A 20,912-nucleotide genomic window follows, 5' to 3' on the forward strand; every position below is an offset into this window, starting at 1 on the left:
CGGCCGCGCGCCGGGAGGCTCCGGCCTGCGGCCAACGGGCCGCGACGGGACGGGATCGCCTGCACGGCGGAAGTGGAATCGGTCAGTCATGGTCTCGCCAATCGGACCGGCGCAGAGACGGGTCGTCAGGTCGCGACATCACGAGATCGCCGGTGATCTCGCGAGAGGGGCCCGCGCCTCGCGGCACATGCAGGATGCGCCGTGTGCTGCGGCTTGCCGAGCGTGCGAGAGCGAGGATGCGTCCCGCACGCGATCGTTTGTGGCAAGTCTAACGCAGCTTGGTTTGCTTATACGCTCTGTAACGAGGCAAAAAACCCGTCACTGAATCGGTACTGCAAATCACATTGATTGAGAGTATTATCAGGCCTCTGCGGATCTTGGAATGAGACATTGCGCCGCTGCCTATCACAGTCTCCTCGCAGAAGCGTGATCTTCAATCTTTCGTTAAGATGTCTCGGCGCGCGGCGTGATGATCTGTTAGTATTCGGCTTATACTGGAATACCACACTGATTGCCGCGATGGCCTCGGCGTCCGGCTGTCGAGGCTGAAGGGTTGGCTGCTCGGCCATGGACGCCCCGGACATGGTCCGGAGTGCAGGTCGTGTCGAACGCGGTCACGGCACGACGAAGCGGGCGCTCAGCCCTGGCGGCGCAGGAACCGGGTAATCGTCACCGCCCGCCAAATGCCTGCGGCATGGAACGGGTCGGCGCGGTTGAACGACTCGACGGCGGCCCGGCCCGCTGCCTCCACGAGGAACAGGCTGCCGATCATCTGCTCGCCATCGTCGCTCATCAGCGGACCGGACATGACGATCCGCACATTGAAGGCCGAGGTGTCGGCGAGAAAGGCCTTGTGGGCGTCGTAATGGGCAAGGCGGGTGGGCAGGGCGCCGTCGCGGTCGAGGGCGTGGATGGCGAAGAGCGTGCTCATGGGGACGGGCTCCGGGGAGCGGCTTTGGCCGGCAGATCGATGCTGAAACCGCCGAGGAAGCGATCGATCGCGCGCTCGATGACGGGCATCACGTCGTCGGGGGTCGGCAGGTGGTAGATGTGACGGCGGATGCCGAGATAGATGATCCCGCCATGGAGGTTCCACAGGTCCTCCATCTCCGGTTGGGCATTGTGCCGCGCGGCGAAGCGGATCTCTTCCAGGAGCGGCGCCAGCAGCAGATCGCGCACATGGTCGAGATAGCGGCGGTTCAGCGCCTCACCAGCGAGGCCGGCCGCCATGAAGATGCGTAGCCACTCATAGGAAAAGATGGCACCTGAATATTCCGCGTAGAAGGTCAGCATGCGCTCGCGGAGCGGGCGGTTGCGGTCTGTGATCAGCCCAGGCCAGTGCGGCGACATCCTGTCGAGATAGACGCGGGCGAAGACGGCATCCAGCAGCTCGGCCTTGCTGCGGAAATATTGGTAGAGCAGCGCCTGGGTGATGCCCGCGCGCTTGGCGAGGTCGCGCGTGGTGCCAGCGAGCCCGACCTCGGCGAAATAGCAGACAGCCGCGTCGACGATCTGCTCGCGCCGCGCCTCGGGCGCGAGGCGCCTCCGCCTGACCATCGTGTCCGGGCCGTCGGACATGAAATGCATCCCTCCGCTGCCGCCTGGGAAAGCCTCTTGACTTCCGCGTCGGCCCTAGCTGATCATTTGACCAATTAAACAGAACGGGGTCGTCGTCGGCAAGGCGAAGAGGTGTCCCGACACGAGGAGACGTACCATGAAGTGGCCGGCGATGGGCTATGCCCGCGTCGAGAGCCTCGACGAGCTCTGGCGCGCGCTCGACGCGGCCGGGCCCGAGGCGCAGATCCTGGCCGGCGGTCAGAGCCTGCTGGCGACCCTCGCCTTCCGCCTCTCGGCGCCGTCGACCCTCATCGACATCACCCGCATCGCCGCGCTGAAGGGCGTTTCGGTCGCCGGCGACGTGCTGCGCATCGGCGCTCTCACCCGCCATGCCGACCTTGCCCGCGACGCGCTCGTCGCCCGCCACGCGCCCATGCTGGCCAAGGCCGCACCGCTCATCGCCCATCCCGCCATCCGCAACCGCGGCACGATCGGCGGCAGCCTGGCGCTGGCTGATCCCGCCGCGGAATTGCCGGCCTGCGCCGTGGCGCTGGGCGCAACCGTCGTCCTCGCCGCGCCCACCGGCGAGCGGCGGGTCGCGGCCTCCGACTTCTTCCAAGGCCTTTTCACCGCCGCCCTTGAACCGGGCGAGATCATCACCGCCGTCGAGGTGCCGGTGGCCACCGCGTCGAGCCGCCAGACCATCGTCGAGGTGACGCGCCGCTCCGGCGACTACGCCATGGCGGGCCTCGCTGCGGCGCTGGAGATGGATGGGGCCGGCATCGTCACCAGCGCCCGCCTCGTCTTCTTCGGCATCGGCTCGGGAGCGGAGGTCGCCCGCGGCGCCTCGGCCACCCTCACCGGCAAGGCGCTCTCGGCCGAAACCATCGCGGCAGCGCAGGCTGCGCTCGACGGCGACCTCGACCCGCCGACCGACCTCCATGGCGGCCCGGAGATGAAACGCCACCTTGCGCGCGTGCTCACCCGCCGCGCCCTCACCGCCTTCCTTGTTCCCTCGGAGCAGGCCGCATGACGACCCGCATCGACATCACGCTGACGGTCAATGGCGAGCGCGTGTCGCGCAGCGTCGACACGCGGTCGCATCTCGTCGATTTCCTGCGGGGCGATCTCGGCCTTGCCGGCGCCCATACGGGCTGCGAACACGGCGTCTGCGGCGCCTGCACCGTGCGGCTCGACGGCGAGCCGGTGCGCGGCTGCCTTGTCATGGCGGCGAGCCTGGACGGCGCGGTGGTCGAAACCATCGAGGGCCTGTCCGACAGCGGCGAGATCCGCGACCTGCAAGAAGCCTTCGTTGCCCGCAATGCCTGCCAGTGCGGCTATTGCACCCCGGGCATGCTGGTCACCGCCGCCGATATCCTCGTCCAGTCGCCTGAGGCGACGCGCGAGGAGATCCGCGAGCACATTTCCGGCAATTACTGCCGCTGCACCGGCTACCAGGCCATTGTCGACGCGGTCGAGGACGTGCTGAAGGCGCGGGCCGCCAAGCGCGAGGCCGCCTGATGAACGAGATCGTCACGCCCCAGTCGCTCGGCCTGTCCCGCGAGGACCTGCCGAACTCCTACATTGGCCGCTCGGTGCCGCGCCCCAACGCGCGCAAGCTGGTGGAGGGCCGCGCCAGCTACACGGACGATGTCGACCTGCCGCGGCTCGTCCATGCCGCCTTCTATCGCTCGCCCCATGCCCATGCGCGCATCGTGTCGATCGACACCAGCGCGGCGATGAAAGTGCCGGGCGTCGTGCGCGTCTTCACCGGCGCGGATCTCGCCAAGGTCTGTGACCCCTGGGTCGCGGTGCTCGCCCATCTCAAGGGCATGAAATCCGCACCGCAATATCCGCTGCCGCTGGAGCGCGCGACCTGGCAGGGCGAGGCGGTGGTCGCCGTCGTCGCCGAGAGCCGCGCCGCGGCCGAGGATGGCGTCGCGGCGCTGGCGGTCGAGTTCGAGCCGCTGCCGGCGCAGGTCGACATGGAAACGGCGCTGAGCCCCGGTACGGTGGTCATCCATCCCGAGCTCGGCGACAATCTCGTCTTCACCCGCACCGCCGAGACCGGCGACATCGCCGCGGCCATGGCCGCAGCGCACAGGATCGTCGAGGCGACCTTCCATACCGGCCGCCACACGGGCGTGACGCTGGAGCCGCGCTCCATCATTGCCGACTACAATCGCGCCGACGGCACGCTGACCGTGCATCATTCGACGCAGGCGCCGCACATGATGCAGAACGTCTTCGCCACGCAGCTCAGGCTGGCGGAGAGCGACGTGCGCGTCATCTGCAAGGATGTCGGTGGCTCCTATGGCATCAAGGTCCACGTCTATCCCGACGAGATGGCGGTGGCCTGCATGTCGCGGATCATGGGCCGTCCGGTGAAGTTCATCGCCGACCGCTTCGAGGCCTTCGGCAGCGACATCCATGCCCGCGACCACCGCATCAAGGGCCGCCTCGCGGTGGATGCCGAGGGGCGCTTCCTCGCCTTCGACATCGACGATCTCACGGGCATCGGACCCTATTCGGTCTATCCGCGCACCAGCGCGGTGGAGGGCAACCAGGTCGTCAATCTCTGCGGCGGCCCCTACAGCTTCCCGAACTACCGCTGCACCACGACGGTCGTGCTGCAGAACAAGGCGCCGACCTGCCAGTACCGCGCCGTCGGCCATCCGATCGCCACCGCCGTGACCGAGGGCCTCGTGGACCTCGCAGCCGAGGCGCTTGGCATGGATCCGGTGGAGATCCGCCGCAAGAACCTCATCCCCGACGATGCCTATCCCTGCACCTCGCCGGCCGGCATGAAGTTCGAGGGCCTTTCCCACCACCAGTCGCTAAAGACGCTGCTGGACATGGTGCCGGTTGACAGGATCCGTGCCGACCAGGCCGAGCAGCGCAAGCGAGGCGTCTATCGCGGCCTCGGCTTTGCCAGCTTCATCGAGCTGACCAATCCCTCGCCCTTCATGTACGGCATCGGCGGTGCCAAGATCTCGGCGCAGGACGGCTGCACGGTCCGCATGGACCCGGACGGTTCCGTCGTCGCCATGTCCGGCGTCACCGAGCAGGGCCAGGGCACGGAAGCCATCCTCGCCCAGATCGTCGCCCACGGCGTCGGCGTGCCGGTCTCGAAGGTGCGCATCGTCACCGGCGATACCCGCACCGTCCCCTATGGCGGCGGCACCTGGGCCTGCCGCGGCGCGGGCATCGGCGGCGAGGCGGCGCTGCTATCGGCCATTGCCCTGAAAGAACAGATCCTCGAGGTCGCCGGCGCCATGCTGCAAGCGCAAGGGCCGAGCCTCGACATCGTCATGGGCGAGGTGGTCGACAAGGCCACAGGCCAGGCGCGCATGCCGCTCTCCGAGCTCGGGCGTATCGTCTACTACCGCGGCGATACGCTGCCGAAGGAGCTCTCGCGCGAGCTCGTCCAGACCCGGCACTTCATCACCAAGGAGTACCCCTTCGCCTTCACCAACGGCATCCAGGCGAGCTGGCTGGAGGTCGACGTGGAGACCGGCATGGTGAAGCTCCTGGAGCACTGGTGCGTCGAGGATTGCGGCCGCGTCATCAACCCGCTGCTCGTCGACGAGCAGGTGCGCGGCGGCATCGTCCAGGGCATTGGCGGCGCGCTCTACGAGCACTGCATCTACAACGAGGACGGCCAGCTGCTGACCACGACGCTCGCCGATTATCTCGTCCCCATGGCCGCCGAGATGCCCGACATGCATGTCGGCCATGTCGAGACGCCGACGAAGGAGTCGCTGCTCGGCGCCAAGGGCGCAGGCGAGGCCGGCACGGCCGGTGCGCCCGCCGCCATCATGAATGCCATCAACGATGCCCTGAAGCCCCTCGGCGCCAAGGTCTTCGCCCAGCCCTTCACCCCCGAGCGTATCCTGAAAGCGCTCGGGACCATTGCATGACCGGGGCGGAAGGGTGCTAGCCTACCCGCCACGCCGAAGGCCGGAACAACCGGCCACCAACAAAGACTGAACGGAAACGCCGGCCCTCGTGGCCATCCCCAGGAGAGGAATGCCCCCATGTCTGACATCAAAAGGACGGCAGAGACCACCAAGGCTCTTCGCGCCACCCGCCGCACCTTCCTCGCCGGCGCTGCCGGCGCCGCAGCGCTCCCTGTCTTCTCGATCAGGGCCTCGGCGCAGCAGACGCTGAACGTCACCATCGCCGCGAGCCACCCGGTCCAGAACTTCTGGGTCTCGATGATGAAGAACGTGTTCCAGCCGGAGGTCGAGAAGCATCTGCGCGACAATGGCAATCAGGTTCGCGTCAACTGGCGCGAGGCCTATGGCGGCACGCTCTACAAGTTCCAGGACACGATGGAGGCGGTGCGCGATAACATCACCGATATCGGCTATGTCGGCACGCTCTGGGAGGGCTCGACCATGCCGCTCCAGAACGTCACCTATTTCACGCCCTTCAGCACCGGTGACCACGGCCTGATCGCCCGCACCTTCGACCAGCTGAACGAGAGCGTTCCGGCGATCAAGCAGAACTGGAACGGCCTCAACATGGTGCCGCTCTCCTCGTTCATCACCGACACCTACCACATCTGGTCGACCTTCCCGGTCCGCACCCTCGACGACCTGCGCAACAAGAAGATCTCGGCGCCCGGCACCTCGGCCAACTGGCTGCAGGGCACCGGCGCCACCCCGGTCGACGGCGCGCTGACCACCTACTACACCGACATCCAGACCGGCGTGTCGGAAGGCGCCCTGTCCTTCTTCGTCGGCATCCTGCCGACCCGCGTCTACGAGGTGGCGAAATACGTCACCAAGTGCGATGTCGGCGCCATGTATGTCGGCGGCATCGCCGCCAACAAGCAGCGCCACGACCGCTGGCCGGCCGCTTTCCAGAAGGCGGTGGCCGAGGCCGGTAAGATCACCACGCAGAAGCACGTCGAGGACGTGTCCTCGCGCATCGCCGCGGCCGAGAAGGAGATGGTGGACAAGGGCGCCATCATCACCACCCTCGCCGATGCCGAGCGCAAGCGCTGGATCACCGGCCTGCCGAACATTGCCAAGACCTGGGTCGACACCTCCGGCGCTGCCTCGCGCGACGTGCTGCGGGCCTATTTCGCCTCCATCCGCGCGGCCGGCCAGACGCCGGGCCGCGAATGGGATCGCGAAGCCACCAGCTGATCCCCGACATGATCGCGGGCGCCGGTCACTCCGGCGCCCGCACCCGTTTCAGACAGGCATACCCGGAGACAGACCATGGCCGACGACATCGACATGTCGGCGCTCGAGCGCGAAGCGGCGCCCCAGCCCTTCGATCCGATCCGGATGCTGCTCGACGCGCTGGCCGCCATCGGCACGGTCTGGACCTTCGGGCTGATGCTGTTGATCTGCGCCGACGTGATCGGCCGCTCCTTCCTCAGCATGCCGATCACCGGCGTCGCCGAGATCGCGGCCCATTCCATCGTCGGCATCGTCTTCCTGCAGATCGGCGCGACGATCTACGCCAAGCGCATGACCCGCGCCGACTTCCTCATCGACGGCATTCTCTCGCAGCGCGCGCCGGGTCTTGCCTGGGCCATCGAGGCGCTCTTCCTGCTGATCGGCGCCGCGGTCATGGCCTTCGTCGCCTGGGCGGCCTGGCCGGGGGTCTGGACCTCACTCGCCGCCCGCGAATTCTTCGGCGTCCAGGGCCTCTTCACCTTCCCGACCTGGCCCTTCCGCGCCCTTATCGTCCTCGGCGGGGCCGCCGGGGCACTTGCCTACATCATGCTGTTCGTCGCCGAGATCGGCGGCCGGCGCAAACCGGCCGAGGGCTGATCCCATGGATGACGTCACGCTTGGATTCCTGCTGATCGGCGCGATGGTCGCGCTGATCGTCCTCGGCCTGCCTATCGGCCTGTCGCTCATCGGCACCGGCGCCATCGGTGTCTGGCTGATCCGCGAGAATGTCGACCTTGCCTTCCGCTTCACTGCGCTGGCGACCTATTCCGGCATCCAGGACTATCTCTTCGCCACCATTCCGCTCTTCGTGCTGATGGGCCTGCTGGTGTCCATATCCGATGTGGGCAAGGACACGTTCGAGGTGGCGCAGGCGCTGCTGCGCCGCATCCGCGGCGGCCTCGGCATGGCAACGGTCGCCGCCAACGCCGTCTTCGCCGCGGTCACCGGCGTCTCCATTGCCTCCGCCGCGGTCTTCACCAAGGTGGCGGTGCCGGAAATGGTCCGCCATGGCTACACGATGCGGTTCGCCGCCGGCACGGTCGCGGGCTCTTCCATCCTCGGCATGCTCATCCCGCCGAGCCTCCTGATGATCGTCTACGGCGTCCTCTCCGAGGTCTCGATCGGCAAGATGTTCGTCGCCGGTGTCATCCCCGGCATCATCATCGCCATCGGCTTCACGATCATGATCTGGTTCTACGCCATCGTCTGGCCGCACAAGATCTTTGTCGATGCGGCTAAGTCCGATGCCGACGACGTGCCGCCCATGCCGGTCGGCGAAATGATCATCAAGTCAGTGCCCATCGCCTGCCTCGTGGTGCTGATCCTCGGCGGTCTCTATACTGGCTTCTTCACGCCGACCGAGGCGGGCGCCGTCGGTGCCGCGGGTGCCCTCGTCATCGCCCTCATCCGCCGCCGGCTGGACTGGCCGAAGTTCTGGCGGGTGCTGAAGGAAGCCGGCATCGTCTCGGCCTCGATCCTCTTCCTGCTGATCGCGGCGAGCCTCTATTCGCGGATGCTCTCCATGGCGGGCGTGCCCAATGCCATCGGCGATTTCGTCGAGCATCTCGGCCTTGGGCCCTACGGCTTCCTCCTGGCCTTCGTCGTGGTCATCCTGCTGATGGGCATGATCCTCGATTCCACCTCGATCCTGCTGATCATGGTGCCGATCGGCGCGCCCATCGCCTCCGCCATGGGCTTCGACCTCATCCATTTCGGCATCGTCACCATCATCGCCGTGGAGATGGGCCTGCTGACGCCGCCCTTCGGCATCTCGGTCTTCACGGTGAAGGCGACGCTCGGGGATCCGAAGGTGCGAATCGAGACGATCTTTGCGGGCTCCATGCCCTATGTGACGGTGATGGGCATCGCGCTGTTCTTCATCGCGATCTTCCCGCCGCTCTCGACCATCCTCGTGCGCTGAGGGCTCGCCATGCTGTCCTTCGACGAACACAACCTGACCGACGAGGTGGTGAAGCGCTTCGCCGAGTGCCCCGATCCGCGCCTCAAGCAGGTGATCCAGGCGCTTGTGCGCCATGCCCATGCCTTCGTGAAGGAGGTGGAGCTGACCGAGCAGGAATGGTTCACCGCCATCCAGTTCCTCACCCGCACCGGCCAGACATGCGATGACAAGCGGCAGGAGTTCATCCTGCTGTCGGACGTGCTCGGCGTTTCGATGCTGGTCGACGCGATCAACCACCGGATGCCGGACGGGGCGACCGAGAGCACTGTGCTCGGCCCGTTCTATCTTGGCGAGCACCGCGTGACGCCCTTCGGCGCCGACATTGCCGGGGACGAGCCGGGCGAGCGCCTCTTCGTCGAGGGCACGGTGTCATCGCCCGGCGGCGTGCCCATCGCGGGGGCAGCGGTGGACATCTGGCACTCCGACGATGACGGCTTCTACGATGCCCAGAAGGGGCTGGAGCAGCCCTCGCTGCGCGCCCGTTTCATCACCGATGATCAGGGACGGTTCGGCTTCCGCTCCATCGTGCCGTCGAGCTATCCGATCCCCCATGACGGGCCGGTGGGCGAACTGCTGGAGGCGACGAAGCGCCATCCGATGCGCCCTGCCCATATCCATTTCAAGATCGCCGCGCCGGGCCACGAGACACTGGTGACCCATCTCTTCATGCCCGGCGATCCGTGGCTGGAGAGCGATGCGGTGTTCGGCGTGAAGGAAAGCCTCATCGCCACGCTCAGCGAGCGCCAGGGCGGCACCTATCCCGATGGTGGCGCGGCGCCGGCCACATGGACCCATCTCGCGCATGATTTCGGCCTGAAGCCGACGGCGTGACGGCCGACGGTGGGCCGAAAGCGAGGCCGTCCGCGTTGTTCAATCTATTTGACGCTACCAATCATAAAACAAAAGAGAATTTTTTCGTAATTTTACGTAGTTAAGGAACGCTTCATTGGATTTTCTGTAGCGTAAATGGGTCGCTGTTGTCGAGGTTCCCCATGTCGCTGTCCCGCTTGAGCCTGCGCATCAAGATTCCGGCCTTGGTGGTCGGTGCCGCCATGACCACCGCCGCCGTGCTCGGCGTCTCCTCGTATATCGCTGCGCGCAGCAATGCGCTGACGATGATCCAGGAATCGCTCTCGGCGGTGGCCACGGAGCGGCAGAAGGCGCTGGAGAGCTATTTCAGTGCGATCCGCGAGGATACGCTCCTGATCGCGTCGAGTGACATGGCGCGCGACGCGCTTGTGTCGTTCTCCGCCGGCTATCGCGAGCTTGGCCCCACGGCCGAAGAGCGGCTGCAGCGCCTCTATATCGACGAGAATCCCCACCCGACGGGCAAGAAGGACGAACTCCAGACGTCCCCGGATGGCTCGGCCTATTCGCGCCATCACGCGCGCCTGCACCCCTGGTTCAACCGGCTGCAGCGCGAGCGCGGCTATTACGACGTCTTCGTCTTCGATGCGGCCGGCAACCTCGTCTACACGGTGTTCAAGGAGCGCGACTTCGCGACCAATCTGGTCTCCGGGCAATGGCGCGACACCGACCTCGGCGTCGCCTTCCGCAAGGGCCTCGCGGCGGCGCCCGGCACGGTTCACCTCACCGATTTCCGCGCTTATGCGCCCTCCGAGGACGCCCCGGCGGCCTTCATTTCGACCCCCATCCTCGATGTTGCCGGCAAGACGATCGGCGTCTTCGCCTTCCAGATGCCCGTCGACCGCATCAATGCCGTGATGACCGCGACGCACGGCCTTGGCACCACGGGCGATGCCATCATCGTCGGCGGTGACGGGCTGATGCGCTCGAACTCGCGCTTCACCGCCACCGGCCAGACAGACATCCTCAAGACCCAGGTCCGTTCCGGCGTCGTCGACACGGCGTTGCGGGGCAACCCTGCCATTGGCGAGACCGCCTATCGCGATGCCGCCAGCCTCGTGGCCGCGCGCCCCTTCGCCTTCGGTGACCTGCGCTGGTCGGTGACCGCTCTCCAGGCCGAGGACGAGGCCCTCGCGCCGGTCAATGCGTTGAAGCGCAACCTCATCATCATCGCGCTTCTGGTGCTGCTCGGCGTCGGGCTTCTGGGCTATCTCGTCGCGCAGACGCTGACCCGCCCGATCGTCGCCCTGGTCGCCGACATGGGCGACCTTGCCCGCGGCCGCCACGACATCAAGCTGGCCGGCATGGATCGCGGCGACGAGATCGGCCTGATGTCGCGCGCTGTCGGAGTGTTCCGCGACAGTGCCATCAAGCGCGAACGCCTCGAGGCGCAGCAGCGCCGCCAGCGCGAACGTGACGTCGCCCGCCGCGCCAATATGGAAATGCTGGTCGAGCAGTTCCGCGGCGAGGTCTCGGGGGTCATCCACAATCTCTCCGATGGCACCACCTCGATGCGGTCAGCTGCCACCGTGCTGTCGCGCGTCGCGTCCACGACACTCGACCAGGCGACGCAGGCCCGCTCCGCCACGACCGAGTCCAACTCCAATGCCCAGACCATTGCCAGCGCGTCGGAGGAGCTCGGCGCCTCGATCCGCGAGATTGCCGGGCAGGCACACAAGGCCAGCGCCATCGTCAACGAGGTGCGCCAGCAGGCGCTGTCAAGCAACGCGGACGTCGCGGCCCTTGCCGAGGGAGCCAAGAGCATCGGACGCGTGGTCGAGCTGATCCGTTCGATCGCCGACCAGACCAACCTCCTTGCCCTCAATGCCACGATCGAGGCGGCTCGCGCCGGCGAGGCGGGACGCGGCTTCGCGGTGGTCGCAAGCGAGGTGAAGAGCCTGGCGACGCAGACCGCGCGGGCAACCGACGAGATTGCCGCGCAGATCTATGCGATCCAGTCCTCGACCGACACGGCGGTGTCGTCGATCGGCGCCATTGCCCAGCGCATCGACGACATCTCCTCGCTCAATGCGGCCATCGCCGCCGCGATCGAGCAGCAGGACGCTGCGACGCGCGAGATCGCCGCCAATGTGGCCCGGGCGGCTGATGGCAGCCGCGTCATCTCGTCGAATGTCGACGGCGTCGCGACCTCCGCCTCCGACACGACCAGCGAGGCCTCGCGGGTGATGAACACCGCCACTGTGCTTGGCGAAGCGTCCGAGGCGCTTGCAACTTCCGTGTCCACTTTCCTCGATGGCATGGGCGCCGACCTCGACGAACGCCGCCGCAGCAGCCGTACCACCCTCTGTGAGCCTGGATCGCTGGAGGTGAATGGCCAGGAGATCGCCGTGGAGGTGGTGGACATCAGCTCGGAGGGAGCGCGCACGGACCAGCCGCTGAGCGTGCCCATCGGCACGCGGGTACGTCTGCGCATCGCCAAGGTTGAAGTGGCTGGAAAAGTAGCTTGGTCTAGCGACATCGGGACCGGGATTGAGTTCGACGCGCCGCTCGCAGTGCTCCCGCCAACGGCGGACGCTTCCCTCTCCCAGGCGGCCTGATCGAGGGCGATTGAACGCTTCGTCCCATGGCTCGGCGGCACTGTCACCGCAGGGCGGTCACGCCGCCTTCCGGCTGACCATCAGCGCGGCGGTGCCGGTCTGTACCGTCTCGCCGCGCTGGTTCACCACGTCGAGGCGCAGGTCGACGACGCCGCGATCCTCCTTGCGGGTCGGGCGCTTGCCGACGACCGTCACCACCACATGCACCGTGTCCTGCGCCCGCACCGGGCCGGTGAAGGTCCAGGTGATGCCGAGGAGGCCCATCACCGTGCCGTCGAGCAGGCCGGCGCGGGAGGCGAGGCCGAAGGCCATGCCGACGAGCATCGGGCCGTGCGCGATGCGGCTGCCGAACTGGCTCGCCGCAGCATGGACCTCGTCGACATGCAGCGGATTGAAGTCGGCGGTGAGGCCGGCGAACTGGGTGATGTCCGCCTCGATGATGGTCCGCCGCGGCGTCGTATAGGTCGCGCCGGGTTCAAAGGCGTCGTAGCTGAGGCCCATGGTGATCCTCTCCCTCAGGCAGCCGGACGGCAGCGCATCAGCGCCGCGCGCAGGCAGGAGGCGACCTCGACGCCGTCCTGGTTGAAGGCCTTGTGCTCGAAGGTGACAATGCCCTGTTCCGGGCGCGAGCGGCTGCGGCGCACCTCGCGCACCCAGGTCTCGGCGCGGACGGAGTCGCCGGGGAAGACCGGGGCCGGGAACTTCACGTCGGTGAAGCCGAGATTGGCGACGGTGGTGTTCAGCGTCGTGTCGGCCACGGTGAGGCCCACCAGCAGGCCGAGGGTGAAGAGGCTGTTGACGATCGGCCGACCGTATTCGCTGCGGGCGGCCGCGTGGCTGTCGATGTGCAGCGGCTGCGGGTTCAGCGTCAGGCAGGAGAACCAGATGTTGTCCGCCTCCGTGATGGTGCGCGTCACCTCATGGGCGAAATGCTGGCCGACAGTGAAGTCGTCGAAATAGAGCCCGGGCATGGTCGTCTCCTCAGGATGTCGTCTCTGGCGCCAGCGCCACGAGGCGGTGGCCGGCCGGGACGGTCTCGCCCGCCTTGACCGCGACAGTGGCGATGGTTCCGGCGCGCGGGGCGGAGAGCGTCTGGAACAGTTTCATCGATTCGATGACGATAAGGGGTTGGCCGGCTGCGACCACGTCGCCCGCGGCCACCTTCACCTCGGCCACGATGCCCGGCATGGGGGCGAGCAGCGTGTCGCTTCCGGCCCCGCCTGCGCCCGCCGCCTCGTGGGCGTCGAGGGCCGTGCGGACGCTCGCGCGCCATTCGGCCTCGCCGAGGCGGATCGCCACCGTTTCGCCCTCGACCACCGCCGTGCCGCGGCGGCTGTCGCCGTCGATCCGGAAGGAGAGGGCGGATGGGCCGCCGTCGACCTGGATGGAGACCGGACCCTCCGGCGTCACCATGGACACGGCTGTCCCGTCGAACAGGATGCGGGCGGTCTCACGCCCATCGTCGATGGTCACGGTGTAATCCTGCACCGCCGGCCGGCCGGCGGGTGCGAGGATGCGGAAACCGCGCAAGGCGGTCCAGGGCGTTCTGGAGGCCGGCCTGGCAGCCCCGGCGACCAGCGCCGCAGCAATGCCGGCGGCCCGATCCGGAGCCAGCGAAGGGCGCGTCCAGCCGCCGGGGAAGAGGTCGCGCAGCATGGCCGTGGTGGCGCGGCCTTCGGCGAAGGGGCCATGCCCCGCAACATCGACCAGGAAGGCCCGGTTGGTGTCCGGCCCGAGCACCGTCAGGTCTGACAGGCCGCGGATCAGCGCCTGGCGCGCGGCATCGCGGGTCGCGCCATGGGCGATCACCTTGGCCACCATGGAATCGTAGTGGACGGTGATCTCCGACCCGCTCGCGATGCCGGAATCGATGCGCAAGCCGGGCCGGGGCACCGGCTCGCGCCAGAGCGCCACGCGACCCGAGGCGGGGAGGAAGCCGGCTTCGGGACGTTCGGCGAGGAGCCGGGCCTCGATGGCATGGCCGCTGGCGCGGATGGCGTCCTGCGCCAGGGGCAAGGGCTCGCCGGCAGCGATGCGGAGTTGCCATTCGACGAGGTCGAGCCCGGTGATCATCTCGGTTACCGGATGTTCCACCTGCAGGCGGGTGTTCATCTCCAGGAAGAAGTGCTCCCCCGTCGCGGCATCGACGAGGAACTCCATCGTGCCGAGATTGCGGTAGCCGATGGAGTGGGCAAGCCGCACGGCATCGTCGAGAAGCCGGCTCCGGATCTCATCGGCCAGGTTCGGCGCGGGCGCCTCCTCGAAGACCTTCTGGTTGTTGCGCTGGACCGAGCAGTCGCGTTCGAAGAGATGGACCACCGCGCCGTGATGGTCGGCGGCGACCTGCACCTCGACATGGCGGGCCGAGCGCACCAGCCGCTCCAGCAGCAGCCGGTCGTCGCCGAAGGCGGCCTTGGCCTCGCGCCGCGCGGTGCCGATGGCCTCGGCCATGTCGGCCGCCGCCTCCACGACGCGCATGCCCTTGCCGCCGCCGCCGGCCGAGGCCTTCACCAGCAGCGGAAAGCCGACAGCCCCCGCCGCCGCGACGAGTGCGGCGTCATCGCCACTGTCGGCGTCGACGCCGGGCACCACCGGCACGCCGGCAGCGACCGCGAGCCTCTTCGCCGCGATTTTCGAGCCCATGGACGCGACCACCTCGGCCGGCGGGCCGACAAAGGCGATGCCGGCGGCGGCGCAGGCGGCAGGGAAGTCCGGCCGTTCCGACAGGAAGCCGTAGCCGGGATGGATGGCCTCAGCGCCCGTGCGTTTTGCAGCCTCGATGATCGCGTCGATGCGCAGGTAGCTGTCGCGTGCGGCGGCCGGGCCGATATGGACGGCCTCGTCGGCCTCGGCGACGTGAGGCGCATCGGCGTCGGCATCCGAGTAGACGGCGATGGTGCGCAGGCCCATGCGGCGGGCGGTGCGGATGATGCGGCGGGCGATCTCGCCGCGATTGGCGATGAGCAGGCTCTCGAACATGACGCGGCTCACATCCGGTAGACCGGGCGGGGGGAAGTGTCGCGCGGCTCGCCATGGGAGAGGGCGAGGCAGAGGCCGAGCACGTCACGCGTCTGGTCGGGCTCGATGATGCCGTCGTCCCAGAGCCGCGCCGTGGCGTAGTAGGGGTCGCTCTGCTCCTCGAACTGCGCGCGTGTGCGGCGGTCAAGCGCCGCGATGGCCTCCTCGTCGGCGCCGCCCTTGAGGCTGGCGCGGCGAAGGTCGGTGACGACGGTGGCGGCGACGTCCGGGCTCATGGTGGCGATGCGGCTGTTCGGCCAGGCGAAGAGGAAGCGCGGGCGGAAGCCGCGGCCGCACATGCCGTAATTGCCGGCGCCATAGGAGCCGCCGATGATGACGGTGAGCTTCGGCACGCGGGCGTTGGAGACGGCATAGACGAGCTTGGCCGAATGTTTGGCGATGCCGCCGCGCTCGGCCTCGGTGCCGACCATGAAGCCGGTGATGTTCTGCAGGAAGATGAGGGGGATGTGGCGCTGGTCGGCGAGCTCGATGAAATGCGCGCCCTTCACCGCCGATTCCGAGAAGAGCACGCCATTGTTGGCGAGGATCGCGACGGGATAGCCGTGGATGCGGGCGAAGGCGGTGACGAGGCTCGAACCGTAGTCCGGCTTGAAGGCCTGAAGCGTGCCGCCGTCGACGATGGCCGAAAGCGCCTCGGTCACGTCGTAGGGACGCTTGAGATCCGTGGGCACGATCTCGGCGAGGGGTCGGGTGACCCCGGGCGTCGACGCGGCGAAGGGCGGGGGCGAAATCCGCCTGGCCTCCCCGAAGCCTGAGACGATGGAGCGCAGCTTCGCCAGCGCCGCCCGCTCGTCAGTGGCGATATGGTCGGAGACGCCGGAGACGCGGGTGTGCATGTCGGCGCCGCCCAGCGTCTCGCCGTCCACCACCTCGTTGATGGCGGCCTTGACGATCGGCGGTCCGCCCAGATGGATGCGCCCGGTGCCCGCGACCATAACCACCTCGTCGGAGAGGGCCGGGATATAGGCCCCGCCGGCGGTGCAGCCGCCGAAGACGGCCGAGGCCTGCGGGATGCCGGCGGCCGAGAGGCGGCACTGGTTGTAGAAGGTGCCGCCGAAATGGTCGCGGTCGGGGAAGACGCGGTCCTGCTCGGGCAGGAAAGCGCCGCCGCAATCGACGAGATAGAGGCAGGGGAGCCGGTGCTCCTCGGCGATCTCCTGCGCACGCAGGTGCTTCCTCACCGTCTCGGCGAAGAAGGAACCGCCCTTCACCGTCGCATCGTTGGCGATGATCATGCAGGGCGTGTCGTGGACCAGGCCGATCCCCGTGACGATGCCGGCGGCCGGCACCTCGCCGCCATAGAGGCCGTTTGCGGCGAGCGGCGAGAGTTCGAGGAAGGGGCTGCCGGGATCGAGCAGGTGATCGATGCGGTCGCGCACCAGGATCTTGCCGCGGGCGTGGTGGCGGTCGACCTGCGCCTTGCCACCACCGGCAAGCACGGCACCGTGGTGCTGGCGCAATCGCTCGATCAGGTCGGCGAAGGGCTCGGGGCCCGGGCGTTGGAGGCTGGCGGCGGTCATCCTGCGATCCCCTGCTTGACCTGGCCAGTCTGCCTACCTAACGTCTGTTAGGTCAAGATCGCCGAGGGACCGCCATGACCATCCGTCAAAATCCCGCCGAGCTCACCGCCGGGGCACGCTCGCCCTTCTTCGAGACCGAGCACGAGATGCTGCGCGACCAGGTCCGCCGCTTCGTCGAGGAGGAGGTAAAGCCGCACGCGGAAGCCTGGGAGGAGGCGGGCTTCGTGCCGCGCGGCGTGCTCAGGCGCATGGGCAGCCTCGGCTTCTTCGGCATTCGCTACCCCGAAGCCTTCGGCGGCTCGGCAATGAATGCGCTGGCGACCGTCGTCTATGCGGAGGAGCTGGGACGCTCGACCTTCAGCGGCGTCGCCATCACCGCGCTGGTCCATACCGACATGGCCTCGGTCCATGTGTTCAACGCCGGGACGGAAGCCCAGAAGGCGAAATGGATGCCGGGCATTGTCGCGGGCGAGGTCATCACCGCCGTGGCGGTGACGGAGCCGGATGCGGGCTCGGACGTGAAAGGCATCCGCACCACCGCGCGGCGGGTGGAGGGCGGCTACCTGCTCAACGGCACGAAGCTCTACATCACCAACGGCGTCCACGCCGACCTCTACTGCGTCGCCGCGAAGAGCGGCACGGACGGACCGGCCTCCAAGTCGGTGACCATGTTCCTGGTGGAAAAGGGCACGCCCGGCTTCCGCGTCGGCCGCGCGCTCGACAAGCATGGCTGGCGCTCCTCCGATACGGCGGAGCTCGTCTTCGAGGATTGTTTCGTTCCCGAGAGCGCCATCCTCGGCGAGGAGGGCCGCGGCTTCTATGCCATCATGAAGAACTTCCAGAACGAGCGTCTGGTGCTCGGCGCCATGGCGGTCGGGGAATCGCAGGCGGCCATCGACCTGACGCTGGACTATGTGAAGACCCGCAAGGCCTTCGGCGCGCCGCTCTGGGACAAGCAGGCGATCCGCCAGAAGCTGTCGCTGCTCGCCGCCCGCACCGAGGCCTGCCGGCAGCTCGTCTATGCCACCGCCTGGCGCGAGACGCGCGGTGAGGAGGTGACGCGCGAGGTGTCGATGATCAAGGCGCTCTGCGGCGAGCTGGTCAACGAGGTCATGTATGGCTGCCTGCAATTCCATGGTGGCTTCGGCTTCATGCGCGGCAGCGCCATCGAGCGGATGGCGCGCGACGCCCGCGTCCAGTCCATCGGCGGCGGCGCGACCGAGGTCATGCTCGAAGAGGTGGCCAAGCGCCTCTGACAGCGGTTGCCGGACGGCGTCCGGCATGGGACATCGCGGCGTGATGGCCTGAAGGGGAATGGACGGAATGGACGGCGCCGACGAGGCCAGGGGAGCGGATGCGGCGCCGCGGGATGCGCGCCGGACCATCCTCGACGCCGCTGCGCGGATCCTGCGCCACAACGGCACCAAGGCAACGACGCTGCGCGACATCGCCGCCGCCGTCGGCATCAAGGCCGGCAGCATCTACTACCATTTCGCCTCCAAGGACGCGATCGTCGCCGCGGTGATGAACGACGGCGTCGAGCGCGTGCACGAGACGGTGACGCGGGCGCTGGAGGGCCTGCCCCGGACGGCCGGGCCGGCGGAGCGGCTGGAGGCGGCGATCGCCGCCCATCTCCACGCGCTGCTCGATCACAGCGACTACACCTCGGCCGGCCTCAAGGCCTTCACCGACGCGCCGGAGGCGGTCAGGGCCGCGGCGCGCCCGGTCCGCAAGCGCTACGAGGCGGTGTGGGACGGCATCGTCGCGGATCTTGCGACAGCGCGCCTTGTGCCGGATGACGTGCCGGCGGAGACGCTCGCCCTCGCCATTCTCGGCATGATGAACTGGTCGCCGGAATGGTATCGCGCCGACCGCCACGCCATCGACCGGCTGGCGCGCGACTTCGCGTCCATCGTGCTGCGGCCGCCGTCGCGGCTGTGAGCTGCGATCAGCCGGGGCGCCGGCGGATCTCGAACCGGCATTCGGCAGCCCCCGCCGCGGCGCAGGCCGTCTCTCGGCAGCGGCAATCGGGCGCCACCAGCACGCGGTAGAGCCGCTCGAAGACCGCCGCGTGCCAGGCGCAGAGCGGCTCCCCGGCCTGTTCGCCACGCACCAGTGGATTATCGCGCAGCGTGAAGGTCCAGGAATCGATCCGCCGGAATGATCCCGAGCCGGCAAATGTCCAGGCGTTGCGCTCGATGGCCCGCGACAGCAGCGGAGCGGCAAGGGCGGCGGGAAGTGCCTTCAGAAGACGCTGCGCTGCCGCAGGGATGCGGTGGGCGAGGATGTAGTCGGCGGTCGCCGCGCCGGCCTCGCGTTCGAGGGCCTCCGCATCGGGCGCGGTGCGCAGGGCCCGGTGCAGGGCCGCGGCCTCGCCTTCCGGGATCATCGCGTCGCCCGTCGGCAGGCGAGAGAGCCGTGCCGCTGCCATCACCTGAGCGAGGCGGGCCTCACCGCCGTGGCGGCGGATCACCGCCGCGTGCTGGAGCACGGCATTGGGGCCGATGACGGCGCCGCCGCTTGCCATGGCTGCCTCCTCCTGCCCCGCTTACATTGCCGGCGCCGCGGGACCGCCGCCGCAGGCGCGGATCTCGGCGCGCTCCTTCATTTGGGTGCGCACGGCATCGCGGCGTTCGGCGGCACGCGCCGCTCGGTCGGCGGAGGCCTCCCAGTCCTCGAGCTGCGCCTCGGCGAGGGTGCGGGTCTCGTCGAAATGGAAGTCGACCGTCTTCTTCGTCTGCGGACCCCAATAGCCGGCCTTGCCGAGGTCGTAGAAGCTGCGCTTGAAGCCGGCGCGCAGGAAGGCATAGAGGCATCCCAGCAGATAGCGGCGGCGGAAGCCGGTGCCGCGCCAGGGGTAATGCAGGAGCGCCTTCTTCATGTAGAAGCGGCGGTAATTGTTCATGACGCCGTCGAGCAGCTCGCCGCGCTCCATGGCCGCAGGCTTCATGATCGGCGTGACGAAATTGTACTTGGAGAAGTCGAAGACCTCGACCTGGTCCTTGATCTCCTGGAACAGCGGCGTGAAGGGCCAGGGCGTGTACATGGACCAGTTGGCGAGGTCCGGCTGCCAGTCCCAGGCCATGCGGTAGGTCTCTTCCAGCGTCTGCGGCGTCTCGTTGTCGAGACCGACGATGAACTGCGCCTCGACGAAGATGTCGGCCTCGCGCAGCAGGCGGATCGCCGTCTTGTTCTCGTCGACCTTGGTCTCCTTGTTGAACTGGTCGAGCTTCAGCTGCGCCGCGGCCTCCGTGCCGAGGCTGACATGGACGAGGCCGGCCTTGCGGTAGAACTTCAGGTCGTCGCGGTCGCGATAGATGTCGGTGACGCGGGTGTTGATGCCCCATTTCACCTTGTCGGGCAGGCCGCGGGCGATCAGCTCCTCGCAGAAGGCGACGAACTTCTTCTTGTTGATGGTGGGCTCCTCGTCCGCGAGGATGAAGAAGCCGACGCCATGGTTGACGACGAGATCCTCGATCTCGTCGACGACGTCCTTCGGGTCTCGGACCCGGTAGTCGCGCCAGAACTTCCACTGCGAGCAGAAGGAGCAGGTGAAGGGGCAGCCGCGCGCGAGGTTCGGGATGGCGACGCGGGTGCCGAGGGGGATGTAGATGTATTTGCTCCAGTCGAGGATCGACCAGTCCGGCTTGATGGTCGCCATGTCCTTGACGGTTGCGGCCGCCGCCGTGGCGACGATCTGGTCGCCGTCGCGGAAGGCCAGGCCCTTGATGGAGGAGCGCGTTTCGGGCCAGCGGCCGTCGCGGATGGCGCTCATCAGCTCGGTGCAGATTTCCTCGCCCTCGCCGCGGACGATGACGTCCACCCAGGGCGCCTCGCTCAGCACCTGTTTGTACATGAAGGTGGCGTGGACCCCGCCGAGCACGCGCACGGCGTTCGGGACGGTCTCCTTGGCGATGCGCAGCACCTCCTCGGCCTTGTAGATCGACGGGGTGATGGAGGTGACGCCGATGGCGTCGGGCGTAAGCTCGGCCATGCGGCGGGCGAGGTCCTCGCTCGTCACGTTATCGGTCATGGCGTCGATGAAATGGATATCGTCGAAGCCGGCACGTCGCAGGTGGCCGGTCAGATAGGCGACCCACGACGGGGACCAGGTGCCGGCGATCTCCGCGCCACCGGAATGGTAGTTGGGGTGGACGAAGAGGATCCGCATGGCATGCCTCCCTGTGTGTCAAATAAAGTTGACACGTGAGGCGAC

Annotated in this window: 18 protein-coding genes; 10 read left to right on the forward strand and 8 right to left on the reverse strand. The window is 67.9% G+C overall.

Annotation, left to right across the window (positions count from 1 at the left end):
• Positions 1-637: 637 nt before the first annotated feature.
• Together O9344_RS18640 and O9344_RS18645 are read right to left on the reverse strand one after the other, a co-directional pair.
• Complete coding sequence (locus O9344_RS18640; protein WP_298480897.1) at positions 638-931, reverse strand: YciI family protein; 294 nt, start codon at positions 929-931, stop codon at positions 638-640.
• Complete coding sequence (locus tag O9344_RS18645) at positions 928-1,578, reverse strand: TetR/AcrR family transcriptional regulator (RefSeq protein WP_298480899.1); 651 nt, start codon at positions 1,576-1,578, stop codon at positions 928-930. Before O9344_RS18645 ends, O9344_RS18640 begins: the two co-directional genes overlap by 4 nt.
• A gap of 136 nt (positions 1,579-1,714) precedes the next feature.
• On the opposite strand from O9344_RS18645, the gene O9344_RS18650 reads away from it, so the two are divergent.
• The 8 genes from O9344_RS18650 to O9344_RS18685 all read left to right on the forward strand — a co-directional run bounded on the left by O9344_RS18650 (position 1,715) and on the right by O9344_RS18685 (position 12,137).
• On the forward strand, positions 1,715-2,590 hold the full coding sequence (locus O9344_RS18650; RefSeq protein WP_298480901.1) for a xanthine dehydrogenase family protein subunit M: 876 nt from the start codon (positions 1,715-1,717) through the stop codon (positions 2,588-2,590).
• Complete coding sequence (locus O9344_RS18655; RefSeq protein WP_298480903.1) at positions 2,587-3,078, forward strand: (2Fe-2S)-binding protein; 492 nt, start codon at positions 2,587-2,589, stop codon at positions 3,076-3,078. The genes O9344_RS18650 and O9344_RS18655 overlap by 4 nt, the downstream gene beginning before the upstream one ends.
• A complete protein-coding gene (locus tag O9344_RS18660; protein WP_298480904.1) occupies positions 3,078-5,477 on the forward strand; it encodes a xanthine dehydrogenase family protein molybdopterin-binding subunit in 2,400 nt (799 codons plus the stop codon). The genes O9344_RS18655 and O9344_RS18660 overlap by 1 nt, the downstream gene beginning before the upstream one ends.
• 117 nt (positions 5,478-5,594) lie before the next feature.
• A complete protein-coding gene (locus O9344_RS18665; protein ID WP_298480906.1) occupies positions 5,595-6,713 on the forward strand; it encodes a C4-dicarboxylate TRAP transporter substrate-binding protein in 1,119 nt (372 codons plus the stop codon).
• A 75-nt stretch (positions 6,714-6,788) separates the two neighbouring features.
• A complete protein-coding gene (locus O9344_RS18670) occupies positions 6,789-7,349 on the forward strand; it encodes a TRAP transporter small permease (protein ID WP_298480908.1) in 561 nt (186 codons plus the stop codon).
• 4 nt (positions 7,350-7,353) lie between these two features.
• Entirely contained in the window at positions 7,354-8,673 is a 1,320-nt protein-coding gene (locus O9344_RS18675; RefSeq protein ID WP_298480910.1) for a TRAP transporter large permease, read from the forward strand.
• Between the two features lie 9 nt (positions 8,674-8,682).
• Positions 8,683-9,543: an intradiol ring-cleavage dioxygenase gene (locus O9344_RS18680; protein ID WP_298480912.1), complete on the forward strand. Its 861-nt coding sequence runs from the start codon at positions 8,683-8,685 to the stop codon at positions 9,541-9,543.
• Positions 9,544-9,704: 161 nt separating this feature from the next.
• Positions 9,705-12,137 (forward strand): methyl-accepting chemotaxis protein, encoded by a 2,433-nt coding sequence (locus O9344_RS18685; protein WP_298480914.1) that lies wholly within the window; start codon positions 9,705-9,707, stop codon positions 12,135-12,137.
• Positions 12,138-12,194: 57 nt separating this feature from the next.
• Here O9344_RS18685 and O9344_RS18690 read toward each other — a convergent pair whose 3' ends face one another.
• From O9344_RS18690 to O9344_RS18705, 4 genes are read right to left on the reverse strand one after another with little or no spacing between them, the layout of a single operon-like run.
• Positions 12,195-12,638 (reverse strand): MaoC/PaaZ C-terminal domain-containing protein, encoded by a 444-nt coding sequence (locus O9344_RS18690; RefSeq protein WP_298480915.1) that lies wholly within the window; start codon positions 12,636-12,638, stop codon positions 12,195-12,197.
• A 14-nt stretch (positions 12,639-12,652) separates the two neighbouring features.
• Positions 12,653-13,108 carry a MaoC family dehydratase gene (locus tag O9344_RS18695; RefSeq protein ID WP_298480916.1) on the reverse strand — a complete coding sequence of 152 codons (456 nt, stop codon included), beginning with the start codon at positions 13,106-13,108 and terminating at the stop codon, positions 12,653-12,655.
• A 10-nt stretch (positions 13,109-13,118) separates the two neighbouring features.
• A complete protein-coding gene (locus O9344_RS18700; RefSeq protein WP_298480918.1) occupies positions 13,119-15,116 on the reverse strand; it encodes a biotin carboxylase N-terminal domain-containing protein in 1,998 nt (665 codons plus the stop codon).
• A gap of 8 nt (positions 15,117-15,124) precedes the next feature.
• Positions 15,125-16,696 (reverse strand): carboxyl transferase domain-containing protein, encoded by a 1,572-nt coding sequence (locus O9344_RS18705; RefSeq protein WP_298480921.1) that lies wholly within the window; start codon positions 16,694-16,696, stop codon positions 15,125-15,127.
• A 74-nt stretch (positions 16,697-16,770) separates the two neighbouring features.
• Between O9344_RS18705 and O9344_RS18710 the strand changes: the two genes are divergently transcribed.
• Both O9344_RS18710 and O9344_RS18715 read left to right on the forward strand, forming a co-directional pair.
• Complete coding sequence (locus O9344_RS18710; protein WP_298480922.1) at positions 16,771-17,952, forward strand: acyl-CoA dehydrogenase family protein; 1,182 nt, start codon at positions 16,771-16,773, stop codon at positions 17,950-17,952.
• Positions 17,953-18,019: 67 nt separating this feature from the next.
• Positions 18,020-18,637 carry a TetR/AcrR family transcriptional regulator gene (locus tag O9344_RS18715; protein WP_298480924.1) on the forward strand — a complete coding sequence of 206 codons (618 nt, stop codon included), beginning with the start codon at positions 18,020-18,022 and terminating at the stop codon, positions 18,635-18,637.
• Between the two features lie 7 nt (positions 18,638-18,644).
• Here O9344_RS18715 and bchJ read toward each other — a convergent pair whose 3' ends face one another.
• Both bchJ and bchE read right to left on the reverse strand, forming a co-directional pair.
• On the reverse strand, positions 18,645-19,223 hold the full coding sequence (gene bchJ, locus O9344_RS18720; protein ID WP_298480926.1) for a bacteriochlorophyll 4-vinyl reductase: 579 nt from the start codon (positions 19,221-19,223) through the stop codon (positions 18,645-18,647).
• A gap of 21 nt (positions 19,224-19,244) precedes the next feature.
• Positions 19,245-20,867 (reverse strand): magnesium-protoporphyrin IX monomethyl ester anaerobic oxidative cyclase, encoded by a 1,623-nt coding sequence (bchE, locus tag O9344_RS18725; protein ID WP_298480928.1) that lies wholly within the window; start codon positions 20,865-20,867, stop codon positions 19,245-19,247.
• Between the last annotated feature and the right edge of the window lie 45 nt (positions 20,868-20,912).

This window comes from Phreatobacter sp. (genome assembly GCF_027532945.1).
Taxonomy (GTDB): domain Bacteria; phylum Pseudomonadota; class Alphaproteobacteria; order Rhizobiales; family Phreatobacteraceae; genus Phreatobacter.

Bases quoted from the DNA above. Each gene is read 5' to 3' on its own strand.
- bchE (WP_298480928.1), bottom strand. From the start codon at position 20,867: ATGCGGATCCTCTTCGTCCACCCCAACTACCATTCCGGTGGCGCGGAG.
- O9344_RS18685 (WP_298480914.1), top strand. From the start codon at position 9,705: ATGTCGCTGTCCCGCTTGAGCCTGCGCATCAAGATTCCGGCCTTGGTG.
- O9344_RS18670 (WP_298480908.1), top strand. From the start codon at position 6,789: ATGGCCGACGACATCGACATGTCGGCGCTCGAGCGCGAAGCGGCGCCC.
- O9344_RS18655 (WP_298480903.1), top strand. From the start codon at position 2,587: ATGACGACCCGCATCGACATCACGCTGACGGTCAATGGCGAGCGCGTG.
- O9344_RS18675 (WP_298480910.1), top strand. From the start codon at position 7,354: ATGGATGACGTCACGCTTGGATTCCTGCTGATCGGCGCGATGGTCGCG.
- O9344_RS18660 (WP_298480904.1), top strand. From the start codon at position 3,078: ATGAACGAGATCGTCACGCCCCAGTCGCTCGGCCTGTCCCGCGAGGAC.
- O9344_RS18710 (WP_298480922.1), top strand. From the start codon at position 16,771: ATGACCATCCGTCAAAATCCCGCCGAGCTCACCGCCGGGGCACGCTCG.
- O9344_RS18715 (WP_298480924.1), top strand. From the start codon at position 18,020: ATGGACGGCGCCGACGAGGCCAGGGGAGCGGATGCGGCGCCGCGGGAT.
- O9344_RS18665 (WP_298480906.1), top strand. From the start codon at position 5,595: ATGTCTGACATCAAAAGGACGGCAGAGACCACCAAGGCTCTTCGCGCC.
- O9344_RS18705 (WP_298480921.1), bottom strand. From the start codon at position 16,696: ATGACCGCCGCCAGCCTCCAACGCCCGGGCCCCGAGCCCTTCGCCGAC.
- O9344_RS18650 (WP_298480901.1), top strand. From the start codon at position 1,715: ATGAAGTGGCCGGCGATGGGCTATGCCCGCGTCGAGAGCCTCGACGAG.
- O9344_RS18700 (WP_298480918.1), bottom strand. From the start codon at position 15,116: ATGTTCGAGAGCCTGCTCATCGCCAATCGCGGCGAGATCGCCCGCCGC.
- O9344_RS18690 (WP_298480915.1), bottom strand. From the start codon at position 12,638: ATGGGCCTCAGCTACGACGCCTTTGAACCCGGCGCGACCTATACGACG.
- O9344_RS18640 (WP_298480897.1), bottom strand. From the start codon at position 931: ATGAGCACGCTCTTCGCCATCCACGCCCTCGACCGCGACGGCGCCCTG.
- O9344_RS18680 (WP_298480912.1), top strand. From the start codon at position 8,683: ATGCTGTCCTTCGACGAACACAACCTGACCGACGAGGTGGTGAAGCGC.
- O9344_RS18645 (WP_298480899.1), bottom strand. From the start codon at position 1,578: ATGTCCGACGGCCCGGACACGATGGTCAGGCGGAGGCGCCTCGCGCCC.
- bchJ (WP_298480926.1), bottom strand. From the start codon at position 19,223: ATGGCAAGCGGCGGCGCCGTCATCGGCCCCAATGCCGTGCTCCAGCAC.
- O9344_RS18695 (WP_298480916.1), bottom strand. From the start codon at position 13,108: ATGCCCGGGCTCTATTTCGACGACTTCACTGTCGGCCAGCATTTCGCC.